Source organism: Nocardioides sp. (genome assembly GCF_964228225.1).
Lineage (GTDB): Bacteria > Actinomycetota > Actinomycetes > Propionibacteriales > Nocardioidaceae > Nocardioides.
This window is the reverse complement of record NZ_CAXQZB010000082.1, coordinates 1-13,644: the sequence shown is the minus strand read 5'-3', so window position 1 is coordinate 13,644 and position 13,644 is coordinate 1. Positions and strand designations below refer to the sequence as shown.

The following is a 13,644-nucleotide window of genomic DNA, read 5'->3' as shown; positions in this document are numbered from 1 at the left end:
GGGACCATGCGCTCGAGCAAGGACTTCTTCCGACCCCTGGCGGTCGGCGCCCCGGCGCCGCTGCGTGAGATCCCCGCGCGCCCCAGCCGCGCCATCCACTTCTTCGACCCCAGCAACGAGAAGATGGCCGCCAAGATCCCGGCCATGGTCGGCACCGTCGACGTGCTGCTGGGCAACCTCGAGGACGCCGTCAAGGCCGACAACAAGGTGGCCGCCCGCGAGGGCCTGGTGCGCATCGGCCAGAGCACCGAGGGCCTCGGCGGCGCCGACGGCTCCACCCAGCTGTGGACCCGCATCAACGCGCTCGACAGCCCCTGGGTGCTCGACGACCTCACCACCCTGGTGCCGGCGATCGGCCACAGGCTCGACGTCATCATGGTGCCGAAGGTGCAGGGCGCCGAGGACATCCACTACATCGACCGGATCCTGGCCCAGCTCGAGGCCAAGGCCGGCCTGGACCGCCCGATCCTGGTGCACGCGATCCTCGAGACCGCGCGCGGTGTGGCCAACGTCGAGGAGATCTGCGGCGCCAGCCCGCGCATGCAGGGTCTCTCGCTCGGCCCGGCCGACCTCGCCGCCGACCGCCGCATGAAGACCACCCGCGTCGGCGGCGGCCACCCCGGCTACCTCGTGCGCCAGGACCCCACCGACACCTCCCCCGAGGCCATCGAGGGCCCGCGCGCCACGTTCCAGCAGGACCTGTGGCACTACACGATCGCCCGCATGGTCGACGCCTGCGCGATGCACGGCATCTACCCCTACTACGGCCCCTTCGGCGACATCACCGACGTCGTGGCCTGCGAGGACCAGTTCCGCAACGCCTTCCTGCTCGGCTGCGTCGGCACCTGGAGCCTGCACCCCAAGCAGATCACGATCGCCAACCGGGTCTTCAGCCCCAGCGTGGCCGACATCAAGCACGCCCGCCGCGTGGTGGCCGCCATGGGCGACGGCACCGGCGCGGTCATGCTCGACGGCAAGATGGAGGACGACGCCTCCCTCACGCAGTGCCTGGTGATGGTCGAGCTCGCCGAGCGCCTCGCGGCGATCGACCCCGAGCTCAAGGCCGCCTACGACGCCATCGAGATCTGAGGGACTTCCGCGATGACCACTCCCACCGGCTTCACCCCGCTGCGCTCGGTGCTCTACATGCCGAGCTCCAACGCCAAGGCGCTGGAGAAGGCCAAGACGCTGCCGGTCGACGGCATCATCTTCGACCTCGAGGACGCCGTCGCCCCCGACGCCAAGCCCGAGGCCCGCGCGGCCGCCGCGGCCGCCGTCACCAGCGGCGAGTACGGCCGCCGCACCCTCACGATCCGCGTCAACGGCATCGGCACCCAGTGGCACGACGACGACATCGTCGCCGCCGCGCAGGCCGGCCCCGCCGCCGTCGTGGTGCCGAAGGTGAACTCCGCCGAGGAGGTGCTCGGCCTGGTCGCCGCGCTGGAGGCCGCGGGCGCGCCGGAGCACACCCGGCTCTGGGCGATGATCGAGACCCCGATCGCGGTGCTCTCGGCGCTGCAGATCGCGACCGCCAGTCCGCGCCTGGGCGCCTTCGTGCTCGGCACCAACGACCTGGTCAAGGAGCTGTACTGCGAGCACGTGCCCGGCCGCGCGCCGGTGCTGCCGAGCCTGCACACCGCCCTGCTGGCCGGCCGCGCCGCCGGCATCGCGGTGATCGACGGCGTCTACAACGACGTCAAGAACATCGACGGCTTCCTCGCCGAGTGCGAGCAGGGCCGCCAGATGGGCTTCGACGGCAAGACCCTGATCCACCCCGGCCAGATCGAGGGCGCCAACACCGCCTTCGCGCCGTCCGCCCAGGCCGTGGAGGACGCCCGCGGCGTGCTCGCCGCCTGGGAGGAGGGCAAGGACCGCGGCGTGGTCACCTACAACGGCCGGATGGTGGAGAACCTCCACGTCGAGTCCGCCACCCGCACCCTCTCCATCGCCGAGGCGATCGCGGCCCTCGAGGCCTGACCCGGGTCCCCGCGGGGTCCGTCGTCCCAACCGTTCCTGCTGTTTCCGGCGTCGGAAACAGCACAGACGGTTGGTACGACGCCCCCACCCGGGACCGCTCGGTCGGGTGAGGCGACGACGCGGGAGGATCGTCCTATGCCCGGAACCCTCGCCTGCATCGGTGTCGACCTCGCCGACCCCCAGGCCCTGACCGATCTGCTCGACCCCTGGCTGGCCCAGGTGGAGCCCTCCGCGGTGGGCGCGAGCGGCATCGAGACCACCGTGCTGCGCGACGCCAGCGGCGCGATGCTGAGCGTCACCACCGCGGGCGAGGACATCATCGACCTCGTGCCGTCCTTCGCCGGCCCGCTGGGGGTGCGGCTGGGCGGCGTGGGTCCCTCGGGGCAGTACCTGCTCGGCGACGTCGAAGACGACGAGGGGCAGGTGCTCACCCGGGTCTGCTTCGACTCCCCGCAGCGGCTGTTCGTGCCGCGCGCCCACGTGCGCTCGATCGCCGGCTCGATGACCCTGCTCGCCGGCACCGCCGCCGTGCACGCCGACGCCGAGGCGTTCACCGCCTCCGAGGCCAGCCTGCTCGGCCCGGCCGAGGACGGCGGCGAGGTGCGCCTGCAGGTGCCCTCGCTGATCGCCTACGGCATGTTCACCCTCGTGGCCGACGGTGAGGAGGCGCCCGACCCCGAGCAGGTGGCCGCCGACGTCGACCCCCGCTGCCGGCTGGTCGGCACGGTCGTGGAGGCCGAGCAGCCGGTGCACTCCCGCACCGGGCAGAGCTTCCACGCCATCACCGTGCAGACCCTGGGCATGAAGCTGGTGGTGTGCGGCCCGGCGTCGCTGCTGCCCGAGTCGCCGCCGGTGGGGGCGGTGATCGAGGCCCGCGGCCTGCTCGTGGGCGACGCCCCCGTGCTCTGGAAGATCCGGCCCCCGAAGGAGCGTCGCGGGCTGCTGCGGCGCCGCTGAGCCGGGCCCCGCGGGGTCAGCGGGCCGGCTGCCAGTCGATGGCGGTCGCCTTGACCGCCAGCCACACCCGGCGTCCGACGTCGAGGGCCAGCTCGGTGCCCGCCTCCGGGGTGAGGTCGGCCACCAGCACCGGACCGGCGTCGGTGGCCACCTCGACGCGCAGCAGGTCCCCGTGGCGCACCACGCCCGTGACGACGCCGGCCCAGCGCCGCCGCGGCGACCCCGTCGGCTCCTCGAGCGACACCGCCACCGCCGAGGGCCGGAAGCAGCCCAGCCGCCCCGCGCCCCCCTCCGGCCCGTCCGGTCCGTCGGGCGCAGCCGGGTCGTCCTCGATCACGTTGAGTCCCACCAGCCGTGCCACGTGGGCGGTCGCCGGCCGCGCGAGCACCTCGCCCGGGGCGCCCTCCTGCACCACCTCGCCGTCCTGCACCACCAGGATCCGGCTGGCCAGCACCGCCGCGTCGACGGCGTCGTGGGTGACCACGAGCGTCACCGCCTCCAGGGGCGCGAGGTGGCGCACGAGGTCGGCGCGCAGGGCGGTGGCGACACCGACGTCGAGCCCCGCGAAGGGCTCGTCGAGCAGCAGCAGGCTCGGCCCGGGGGCGAGCGCCCGGGCCAGGGCCACGCGCTGCGCCTGGCCGCCGGACAGCTGCCGGGGCCGCCGGCCGGCGAGGTCCTCGATGCCGAAGCGCGCCAGCCAGTCGCGGGCGGTGGCGGCGGCCTCGGCGGTGCTCGCCCCGCGGGTGCGCAGCCCGAAGGCGACGTTCTCCAGCGCGGTGAGGTGGGGGAAGAGCAGCTGGCCCTGGAACGCCATCCCGAGCCGTCGGTCGGGCACGAGCACCGGCGGGCGCCCGGCGCCGGACCAGCGCCGGCCCGCGACCTCCACCGGGCCGACGTCGCCGAGCAGCCCGGCCACGGCGTGCAGCAGGGTGGACTTGCCCGCACCGTTGGGTCCGAGCACCGCCACCACCTCGCCCGGGGGGAGGTCGAGGGCGGCCCGCAGCCGCCCGGGCACGACGACGTCGCAGCGCAGGCCGCGGGGGGTCTCCGCGCCGCTCATCCGCCGACCCCCGGTCGCAGCCACCGGTCGCGCAGGGCGCCGAGGACCAGGATCGAGACGAGGAGCAGGATCAGGCTGAGCGTGCGGGCGACCTCGGGGTCGCCCTGCAGCTCGGTGTAGATCAGCGACGGCATGGTGCGCGTGGCGCCGGGATAGTTCCCGGCGAAGGTGATCGTGGCGCCGAACTCGCCCAGCGATCGGGCCCAGGCCAGGGCACAGCCCGCGGCGAGGCCGGGCAGGGCCAGCGGCAGGGTGACGCGGCGGAACGTCGTCCAGCGGTCGGCGCCGAGGGTGGCGGCCACGGTGTCGAACTCCGCGCCGGCGGTGCGGAACGCCCCCTCCACCGCCAGCACGAAGAACGGCAGGGCCACGAAGGTGTGCGCGATCACGACGGCGGCCGTGGTGTAGGGGATGCGCACCCCGAACGCCTCCGCGAGCGGCTCCCCGACCAGCCCGCGGCGGCCGAGGGCGGCCAGCAGCGCGACGCCCGCCACCACCGGGGGGAGCACCAGCGGCACGACGATGAGGGCCCGCAGCGCCGCGAGGCCGCGGAACCGCGCCCGGGCGAGCACCCACGCCAGCGGCGTGCCGAACAGCAGGCACAGCACCACCGTGCACGCCGAGGTCAGCGCGGTGAGCCGCAGCGCGTCGCGGACCTCGGCGGTGCCGACCAGGTCGAGCAGGTCGCGCCACGGCGTCTGGAGCAGCAGCGCCAGCAGCGGCACCACGAGGAACACCACCGCGACCGCCGCGGGGAGGGCCAGCCAGGCCGGCGCGCGTCCGAGCAGTGGCCGCATGCGGACCTCAGGCGACGGGGCCGAAGCCGGCGTCGGCGAGCACCTGGCGGCCCTGCTCGGAGAGCACGAGGTCGAGGAACTCCTGGGCGAGGTCGGGCTCGGCGGTCTGGGTGAGCAGCGCGATCGGGTACTCCTGGCGGGCGTCCTCGGCCCCGGGAAGCTCGACGGTGCGCACGGCGTCACCGGCGGCGACGGCGTCGGTCACGTAGGTGACGCCGGCGTCGGCCTCGCCGGAGGTGACCTTGGCGAGCACGGCCTTGACGTCGACCTCCTCGCTGGCCGGCGGCGCCGTGACGCCGGCCGCGGGCAGCAGCGCGGCGGCCGCCTTGCCGCAGGGGGCGGTCTCGACGCACACGACGTAGACGACGCCGTCGCGGTCGAGGTCGGTGACCGTGGTGATGTCGGCGGGGTTGTCGGCCGGCACCACCAGGGTGGCGGTGTTGGTGGCGAAGACCGTGGCCTCGCCGCGCACGGCGCCGGCGTCGGAGGCCTCCCCCATGGTCGTGGTGTCGGCGGTGGCGAGGATGTCGGCGTCGGCCCCCTCGGCGGCCTGCGCGGCCAGCGTCGCGGAGGAGTCGAAGGCCAGCCGCACGTCGACGCCCTCGTGGCTGGCCTCGAAGTCGGCGGCCAGCTGCTCGAAGGTGTCGGTGAGCGAGGCGGCGGCCAGCACGGTGATGGTCTGCTGGTCCTCCTCCCCGCCGCACGCGCTGAGCAGCGGGCCGAGGGCGAGCAGGGCGAGGGCGATACCGAGGTTCTTCCGCGACATGGCAGCGATCATGACATGACGACCCTCATACTCGGCGGGGGCCGGCGCTGGTGCCGCCGCAGGCCGGGTCCGGCGTCACGCCTCCACGATGACGGTGGTCGCCTTGACCACCGCCGTGGCCGGCACGCCGGGCGCCAGGCCGAGGTCGTCCGCGGCCTCGCGACTCATCAGCGAGACGATGCGGAACTCCCCGCACGCGAGCTCGACCTGCGCCATCACGCCGTCCCGCTCGACCGACACGACGACGCCGCTCATGCGGTTGCGGGCGCTGGTGCCCTGCGGCCGCGGCAGGTGCTCGGCGAGCAGCTCGGCGAGCCGGGCGCGCGGCAGCACCCGCTGACCTCCCTGCCGGTCGAAGGCGATCCGCCCCTCCGCCTCCCAGCGGCGCAGGGTGTCGATGCTGACCCCCAGCGCGCTGGCCACCTCGCCGATCCGCACGACATCCGCCACGTCCGCCACCCTAGGTCTCAGGACCCCGGTGCGGACGCGGGACCCGTCCGATCCGGGTCGCGCGCGGCGCGACGGGCGAACCCCGATTCGCATGTTCAGATACCCCCGCGGGCGTCCACCCCGCAGGCTCGGATAGGTGCCGCGCCGCGAATGCGCTTAAGATGCCCCCGATTGTCCTGGTCGCCTGAGGGGAGGCGGCCCAACCCTTAGGAGCACTCCTTGCGTCGCCTCATCCCTGCTGCAGTCGCCGTGGTCGCCGTGACCGCCGTCGCCGCCAGCACCTTCGCGGCCCCGACGTCCGCGGCGCCCTCCAGCGCCCCGGCCGTCTCGGCCAAGCAGATCAAGACCAAGTTCCAGATGGGCGGGTACGCCTACGGCACCCGCGTGACTGGTGACCTCGTGCCGCTGGGCTCCGCCCAGACCGGCTACGCGGTGATGGGCTGCAACCGGTTCGCCGGCAAGACCCGCACCAACTTCGTCGAGGGCACCGAGATCCCGGGTCTCGGCACCGTCTCCGGCGTCAAGACCAAGCTGTGGACCGAGCAGAAGGGTGCGACCACCACCCAGTACTCGATGCACTCGATCGCCAAGATCGAGCTGCTCGACACCCCGCTCGGCTCGCTCGATATCCGCGGCGTCTCGTCGCTGAGCCAGGCCTTCAGCAAGGCCGGCAAGTTCGGCGGCAAGGTGGAGAACTCGATCGCCAAGATCGTCTTCACCCCGCCGATCGGCGACCCGCAGGTCCTCGACATCCCGACCCCGAACCAGCCGATCATCATCCCGGGCCTGCTGCGCCTGGACCTCGGCCGCCAGAAGATCGAGAAGGGCGCCGACTTCGCGCGCGCCTTCGGCAACGTGCTGCGCCTGCAGTTCGCGCCCACCAACACCGTGGCCGTGATCGGCGAGACCGCCGCCAAGATCGACCTGGCCCGCACCCGCGGCCTGTTCAACGGCTACGGCGCCGGCCTCGAGGTCAAGGTCCTCGACAACGTCGCGCAGGTCGGCCGCAACGCCTTCCAGCCGATCCCCTGCGTGGGCAGCGACGGCGAGCAGCTCGTCAGCGACCTCGTGGGCGCCGACCTCACCCCGCTGCTGACCACCGGTGACGTCGCCGGCGTGCAGCGCTCGGGCATCAAGCCGCTCCCCTACGCCACGGTCGCCGGCAAGGTCGCCGAGGTCAACATCGGTGACGGCTCGCTGATCATCAAGGTCGCCCAGGGCGTCGCCGACGTGCGCCGCACCGCCAGCGGTGGCCTCGACATCTCCACCAAGGGCACCCACGTGGGCGAGATCATCGCCAACGGCCAGTCCTACGACCTCGACCAGCTCGGCGAGATCGAGATCCCCGGCCTCGCCAAGCTCGAGGGCAAGGTCGTGGAGAAGCTCCGCAACGGCGTCAAGGTGATCGCGCTGCGCGTGACCCTGCTGGACGGCACCCTCGCCCAGGTCGACCTCGGTGTCGCCAAGGCGAAGATCCGCCCGACCACGCGCTGATCGTTCCGGAACCCCACCAGGACGACTCGACCGCCCGCTCCGGGCCTCCACGTGAGGCTCGGGGCGGGCGGTCCGCCGTTCCGGGCGGAAAAACCTGAAACCTATTCAGTTTCACGTCCGCGGCGCCTACAGTGACCGGGTCCCAGCCGGGACGATCCGCTCCCCGGAGGTCACACCGTGTCGACGCCCGCCCCGTCCCAGCCCCACCCCTCCCCCGTGCCGCCGGCCGGCCGGGAGGCGCGACGCCTCGGCGTCGCCCTGGCCACGGCCGTCGTCCTCGTCGCCACGGCCCTCGCCCTGCCGTCCTCGGGCGTGGAGCGCACCGAGAGCCTGCGGGCCTCCTACGAGGCCTCCAAGGCCGCGCGCGGGCTGCCCCACACCGACCCCGCCGGGACGCCGCTGCACACCCACGACCCGCGGTTCAAGAACGCCCTGGCCCGCGGCGGCGAGAGCGGCGCCCAGACCCTGGCCCCCGCCGACACCGCGCGCACCCGGGCGGCGCAGCGCTACGTGGCCCGCGAGCGCGCCCTGCCCGACCCGACGCTCACCACCACGGCGGTCCGGCGTGCCCTGCCCCGGGTGCCCACCGACCGGTTTGCCATGGCCGGCGGGTGCTACACCCTCACCGCACCCGACGGCACCGGGCTGCGGCTGCAGGGCCGCGCCGCCGGCACCGGCCGTGCCCAGGGGCTGCGGTTCCAGGCCACCGACCTGGGCCGCTACCTGCTCTACGCCGGCCCCGGCCGTTTCGTCGGCGACGTCGACGGCGCGCTGGGGGTCGCCACCGCGCCGTCTTCGGCCACCGACTGGATCGTGACCGCGCAGGGCGAGGGCTTCGCCTTCCGTCTGCCCGGCGGCGCCGCGCTCCAACTGTCGCGCTCGGGGGCCCGCCTGGGCGATCGCCCGACGCCGCTCGCGCTGCGCCTGGGCCGCGGCTGCGCGGTGTTCCCCGAGTCGCAGATCGACATCACCGGGCGCCCGTTCGCCGGCACGACGTCGTTCCAGGAGGTGCGCGGGTTCGTCGACGCCCACACCCACGGCATGGCCTTCGAGTTCCTCGGCGGGCGGGCCCACTGCGGCCGCCCCTGGCACCCCTACGGCGTCACCTACGCCCTGGTCGACTGCCCCGACCACGCCGCCACCGGCGGCTACGGCGCCGCGCTCGAGACGTTCCTGTCCGGCGAGCCCTCCCACGACCCCGTCGGCTGGCCGACGTTCAAGGACTGGCCGGCGCCGGAGTCGCTCACCCACGAGGGCACCTACTACCGCTGGATGGAGCGCGCGTGGCGCGGCGGGCAGCGGCTGTTCGTGAACCTGCTGGTCGAGAACAACAAGCTGTGCCAGGTCTACCCGCTGAAGAAGAACTCCTGCGACGACATGGACTCCATCCGCCTGCAGGCCCGGCGCATGTACGAGTTCCAGGACTACATCGACGCCCAGTTCGGCGGCCCCGGCCGCGGCTTCTACCGGATCGTGACCGACCCCTTCCAGGCGCGTCGGGTGATCAACGCCGGCAAGATGGCGGTGGTCATGGGCATCGAGACCAGCGTGCCCTTCGGCTGCACCTTCAAGGCGGTGCTGGGCACCGACGTGCCGGCCTGCACCGCCGCCGACATCACCCGCCAGATCGGGGAGATGCACCGGCTCGGGGTGCGCCAGATGGAGCTGGTCAACAAGTTCGACAACGCCCTGGGGGGAGTCGCGGGCGACAACGGCACCACCGGGGTGATCGTCAACGGCGCGAACTTCCTCGAGACCGGCACCTTCTGGGACATGCGGCACTGCGAGCCCGCCGACGGCGAGAGCGCGGACAAGACCCAGTACGCCCTGCCCGACAGCGGCCAGCCCGCGCAGGACGCCCTGTTCGGGGCGGTCGGCGAGCTGTTCGGCGGCCTGCTGCCCGCCACGCCGCTGTACCCGGCCCCGCTGCACTGCAACCGCCGCGGTCTCACCGGCCTGGGCGAGCACACGATCCGCGAGCTCGTGCGGCGCGGCATGATCTTCGACCCCGACCACCTCAGCGTGAAGGCGCGCCAGGCGGCGCTGGACGTGATCGAGCGCGTCGACCACCCCGGCGTCATCTCCTCCCACTCGTGGTCGACCGCCGACGCCTACCCCCGGATCTACCGCGCCGGCGGCTTCATCACCCCCTACGCCGGCGACTCCACCGGGTTCGTCGACAAGTGGCGCACCCACGTGGGCTGGGCCGACGAGCGCTACTACTGGGGCATCGGCTTCGGCGCCGACATCAACGGCCTCGGCGCCCAGGGCGACCCGCGCGGCGCCGACGTCCGCAACCCGGTGACCTACCCCTTCACCGGCCTCGGCGGGGTCCGCGTGTCCCGGCAGCACGCGGGGCGTCGGGTCTACGACATCAACCGCGACGGCGTCGCCCAGTACGGGCTGTATCCCGACTGGATCGAGGACCTCACCAAGGTCGCCGGCCGCCGCGGCGCGGACCTGTTCGACGACATGGCGCGCGGCACCGAGGCCTACCTGCAGATGTGGGAGCGCTCGGTGGGCGTGGCCCCCGACTCCTGCCGCAACCCCGACCTGGCGCGCACCCCCGCGCAGCTGCGGCGGCTCGTGCGCCCCGGCATGACCACCACGCAGGTGCTGCGCGCGGTCGGGCAGCCCTACCGCCGACTGGGCCGGGAGTCCGGCGTGTGCGTGCGCGGCGCGGACGCCGGCGCGCGGGCGATGGCCACCATCAGCTTCTCCCCGGCCGGGCGCGTGATCGGCCTGCGCGCCTGACCCCGCTCCGGCATGACGCAGGTCACGCCCCCGCCGAAGTTACCTCTCGGTAGGATTTCACTCACCCGATGCGCGGCAGACGCGACGCGGGTGTGTCACTAGGCTCGCCCTGCCCGCCCGGCAGCAGTCGAACGAACGGGAGCACCCCAACCGCATGTTCCAGATCATCGCCATCATCATCACGCTCGGCATCTCCGTCGTGGCGATCGCCGCCACGACGAAGGCCGTGCGCACCATGCTCGGTGTGATGAAGCAGGGCCAGCCGGCCCTGAACCGCACCGACGAGCCGTTGAGCCGCACCGTGACGATGGTCAAGGAGACCTTCGTCCACACGCGGATGCTCCAGTGGCACTGGGTCGGCGTCATGCACTGGTTCGTCTACGCGGCGTTCCTGCTGCTCAGCACCGCCGTGCTGGCGGGCATGGTGCAGGTCTTCGACCCCGAGTTCGCCTTCCCGGTGTTCGGCCACTTCTTCCTCTACGAGTGGGCCAGCGAGGGCCTCGGCGTCCTGAGCACGATCGGCATCGTCTTCCTCATCGCCTACCGCCAGATCAACCACCCGCGGCGCAAGGGCCGCCAGAGCCGCTTCTACGGCTCCACCCAGTGGCAGGCGTACTTCGTCGAGGTGATGGCGCTGGTCGAGGGCGCGGCGATCCTGTTCATCCGCGGCGCGGAGTACAACCTGGGCCAGCTCAAGGGCGAGACCGAGAAGTACTCCGGCTTCCACTTCCCGGTGAGCCAGTACTTCGGCAACCTCTACTCCACCACCAGCGAGACCGCGCTGGAGAACACCATCATCGCGATCGCGATGTTCAAGGTCGTCCTCGCGATGGTCTGGCTGCTGGTCATCGCCAACAACATCACCATGGGCGTGGCCTGGCACCGCTTCACCGCCTGGCCCAACATCTGGTTCAAGCGCGAGTCCTCCGGCGGCACCGCCCTGGGTGCGGTCAAGCCGCTCACCTCGGCCGGCAAGCCGATCACCCTCGACGACATCGACGATCTCGACGAGGAGGCCGTGCTCGGCGTCGGCCGGGTCGAGGACTTCTCCTGGAAGGGCATCCTGGACTTCACGACCTGCACCGAGTGCGGTCGCTGCCAGAGCCAGTGCCCGGCCTGGAACACCGAGAAGCCGCTGTCCCCCAAGCTGCTCATCACCGGGCTGCGCGACCACGCCTACGCCAAGGCGGCCGGCGACCCCGCGCACACCGAGCGCGCGCTGATCGGCGCGGGCGAGGAGAACGACTGGTTCTACAACCCCGACGGCGGCGACTTCGCGATCAGCGAGGACGTGCTGTGGTCCTGCACCAACTGCGGCGCGTGCGTGCAGCAGTGCCCCGTGGACATCGAGCACGTCGACCACATCGTCGACATGCGCCGCTACCAGGTGCTGGTGGAGTCCAACTTCCCCGCCGAGCTCAACGGCCTGTTCAAGCGCATGGAGAGCAAGGGCAACCCCTGGGGCATGTCCCCCACCGACCGCCTCGACTGGGCCAAGGGCCTGGAGTTCGACGTGCCGGTGGTGGGTGAGGACCTCGAGGACCTCTCCAGCGTCGAGTGGCTGTTCTGGGTCGGCTGCGCCGGCGCCTACGAGGACCGCGCGAAGAAGACCACCCGTGCGGTGGCCGAGCTGCTGCACATGGCCGACGTCTCCTTCGCGGTGCTCGGCAACGGCGAGACCTGCACCGGCGACTCCGCGCGCCGGGCCGGCAACGAGTTCGTCTTCCAGGCCCTGGCCCAGCAGAACATCGAGGTGCTCGGCGAGGCCAAGGCCACCAAGGTCGTCTCCACCTGCGCCCACTGCTTCAACGCCCTGCGCAACGAGTACAAGCAGCTGGGCCTCGAGCTCGACGTCGTGCACCACACCCAGCTGCTCAACCGCCTCGTGCGCGAGGGCAAGCTGACCCCGGTCAAGGACGGCGCCGGCGCCCACAAGCGCTCGATCACCTACCACGACCCCTGCTTCATCGGCCGCCACAACGGCGTCTACTCCCCGCCGCGCGAGCTGCTCCAGGTGCTGCCCGGTGCGCAGGTCGTGGAGATGGAGCGCAACTCCGAGCGGTCCTTCTGCTGCGGCGCCGGTGGTGCTCGCATGTGGATGGAGGAGAACCTCGGCTCGCGGATCAACATCAACCGCACCACCGAGGCCATCGAGACCGGCGCCGACCAGATCGCCGTCGGCTGCCCCTTCTGCCGCGTGATGCTCTCCGACGGCCTCACCGCCGCCCAGGACCAGGGCACCGCGCGGCCCGAGGTCGAGGTGCTCGACGTCGCCCAGATGCTGCTGGCCTCGGTCAAGGGCGAGATGGCCACCAAGCTCGCTCCCAGCAGCGCCCCGGCGCCCGCGGCCGGCGGTGGCGGCACCGCCACGCTGGTGAAGGAGGAGACCACGGTCGAGGCTCCCGTCGCCAAGGCGGCCCCGGCCCCGGCCGAGGTCGAGGTCGAGGAGCCGGTCGCGAAGGCGGCGCCGGCCGGCGGCTCGGGCGGCGGGCTGTTCGACGACCCGTCCGCGCTGCTGGGCGACGCCCCGGCCACCGAGGCCAAGGCCGCTCCGGCCGGAGGCTCGGGCGGCGGCTCGCTGTTCGACATGGGCGGCGACGCTCCCGCGGCCCCGGCCGCTCCCTCCGGCGGCTCGGGCGGCGGCTCGCTGTTCGACCTCGGGGGCGAGGAGACCCCGGCGCCCGAGGCGAAGGCGGCCCCGGCCGCCCCGGCGAGCGGCGGCGGGTCGCTGTTCGACATCAGCGCTCCGGCCGAGGAGGCCGCCCCCTCCGCAGAGCCCGCCCCCGCGGCGGAGGCAGCCCCGGCCGAGTTGGCACCGGCTGCTCCGGCCGAGTCGATCCCGTCGGGCGGTTCGCTGTTCGACATCAGCGCTCCCGCCGAGGCCCCGAAGGCCGCCCCGGCTCCCGCCGCCCCGGCTGCCGAGACCCCCGCGGCTCCCGCCGCGGAGGCCGCGCCGGCCAGCAGCATCCCCTCGGGCGGCTCGCTCTTCGACATCGCCGCCCCGGAGCCCGCGGCCGAGGCACCGGCGAGCACCATCCCCTCGGGCGGGTCGCTGTTCGACATCGCCGCTCCCGAGCCGGCCGCAGCTGCCCCTGAGACCTCTGAGGCTGCGGCGGCAGACCCCGAGCCGGAGGCCGAGGCGGCCGTCGTCGAGACGGCCGAGGAGGCTCCGGCCGAGGAGGCCGTGGCCGAGGAGGCTCCGGTCGAGGACGCGCCCGCGGAGGAGCCCGCCGCTCCGGCGGCACCGGTGTCGTCGGGTGAGGCCCACCAGCCGAAGACCGACGTCGACATCCACGGCGCCGGGTCGCTGTTCGACCTCTGAGGCATCCGCACCACCGGCGAGGGCCGGCGCCCCGGCGGGGGGCGGCCCGCGCGGGGGCCGGGGGGCG

Annotated in this window: 10 protein-coding genes; 6 read left to right on the top strand and 4 right to left on the bottom strand. The window is 73.4% G+C overall.

The window, feature by feature from the left end:
* Positions 1–6: 6 nt before the first annotated feature.
* The 3 genes from ACERUJ_RS19365 to ACERUJ_RS19355 all read left to right on the top strand — a co-directional run bounded on the left by ACERUJ_RS19365 (position 7) and on the right by ACERUJ_RS19355 (position 2,934).
* A complete protein-coding gene (locus ACERUJ_RS19365; RefSeq protein WP_370250594.1) occupies positions 7–1,089 on the top strand; it encodes a CoA ester lyase in 1,083 nt (360 codons plus the stop codon).
* 12 nt (positions 1,090–1,101) lie between these two features.
* Positions 1,102–1,977 (top strand): CoA ester lyase, encoded by an 876-nt coding sequence (locus ACERUJ_RS19360; protein ID WP_370250593.1) that lies wholly within the window; start codon positions 1,102–1,104, stop codon positions 1,975–1,977.
* 135 nt (positions 1,978–2,112) lie between these two features.
* Positions 2,113–2,934 carry a hypothetical protein gene (locus tag ACERUJ_RS19355; RefSeq protein WP_370250592.1) on the top strand — a complete coding sequence of 274 codons (822 nt, stop codon included), beginning with the start codon at positions 2,113–2,115 and terminating at the stop codon, positions 2,932–2,934.
* Between the two features lie 16 nt (positions 2,935–2,950).
* On the opposite strand, the gene ACERUJ_RS19350 is transcribed toward ACERUJ_RS19355, so the two are convergent.
* The 4 genes from ACERUJ_RS19350 to ACERUJ_RS19335 all read right to left on the bottom strand — a co-directional run bounded on the left by ACERUJ_RS19350 (position 2,951) and on the right by ACERUJ_RS19335 (position 6,007).
* The gene (locus ACERUJ_RS19350; protein ID WP_370250590.1) at positions 2,951–3,994 is read right to left on the bottom strand and encodes an ABC transporter ATP-binding protein; all 1,044 of its coding nucleotides are present in this window, start codon (positions 3,992–3,994) and stop codon (positions 2,951–2,953) included.
* Entirely contained in the window at positions 3,991–4,791 is an 801-nt protein-coding gene (locus tag ACERUJ_RS19345; protein ID WP_370250589.1) for an ABC transporter permease, read from the bottom strand. Before ACERUJ_RS19345 ends, ACERUJ_RS19350 begins: the two co-directional genes overlap by 4 nt.
* Positions 4,792–4,798: 7 nt before the next feature.
* Positions 4,799–5,557, bottom strand: a complete 759-nt coding sequence (gene modA, locus ACERUJ_RS19340) for a molybdate ABC transporter substrate-binding protein (protein WP_370250588.1) — start codon at positions 5,555–5,557, stop codon at positions 4,799–4,801.
* Between the two features lie 75 nt (positions 5,558–5,632).
* Entirely contained in the window at positions 5,633–6,007 is a 375-nt protein-coding gene (locus tag ACERUJ_RS19335) for a molybdopterin-binding protein (protein ID WP_370250587.1), read from the bottom strand.
* A gap of 219 nt (positions 6,008–6,226) precedes the next feature.
* On the opposite strand from ACERUJ_RS19335, the gene ACERUJ_RS19330 reads away from it, so the two are divergent.
* The 3 genes from ACERUJ_RS19330 (at position 6,227) to ACERUJ_RS19320 (ending at position 13,577) form a co-directional block, all read left to right on the top strand.
* Complete coding sequence (locus tag ACERUJ_RS19330) at positions 6,227–7,501, top strand: choice-of-anchor P family protein (protein ID WP_370250585.1); 1,275 nt, start codon at positions 6,227–6,229, stop codon at positions 7,499–7,501.
* A gap of 177 nt (positions 7,502–7,678) precedes the next feature.
* Positions 7,679–10,255 (top strand): hypothetical protein, encoded by a 2,577-nt coding sequence (locus ACERUJ_RS19325; RefSeq protein WP_370250584.1) that lies wholly within the window; start codon positions 7,679–7,681, stop codon positions 10,253–10,255.
* A gap of 154 nt (positions 10,256–10,409) precedes the next feature.
* Positions 10,410–13,577, top strand: coding sequence for a (Fe-S)-binding protein (locus ACERUJ_RS19320; protein WP_370250583.1), 3,168 nt, complete (start codon positions 10,410–10,412; stop codon positions 13,575–13,577).
* Positions 13,578–13,644: the final 67 nt, after the last annotated feature.

Coding starts and splice junctions, on each gene's coding strand:
- ACERUJ_RS19345 (WP_370250589.1), bottom strand. CDS start 4,791: ATGCGGCCACTGCTCGGACGCGCGCCGGCCTGGCTGGCCCTCCCCGCG.
- modA (WP_370250588.1), bottom strand. CDS start 5,557: ATGTCGCGGAAGAACCTCGGTATCGCCCTCGCCCTGCTCGCCCTCGGC.
- ACERUJ_RS19355 (WP_370250592.1), top strand. CDS start 2,113: ATGCCCGGAACCCTCGCCTGCATCGGTGTCGACCTCGCCGACCCCCAG.
- ACERUJ_RS19365 (WP_370250594.1), top strand. CDS start 7: ATGCGCTCGAGCAAGGACTTCTTCCGACCCCTGGCGGTCGGCGCCCCG.
- ACERUJ_RS19360 (WP_370250593.1), top strand. CDS start 1,102: ATGACCACTCCCACCGGCTTCACCCCGCTGCGCTCGGTGCTCTACATG.
- ACERUJ_RS19350 (WP_370250590.1), bottom strand. CDS start 3,994: ATGAGCGGCGCGGAGACCCCCCGCGGCCTGCGCTGCGACGTCGTCGTG.
- ACERUJ_RS19320 (WP_370250583.1), top strand. CDS start 10,410: ATGTTCCAGATCATCGCCATCATCATCACGCTCGGCATCTCCGTCGTG.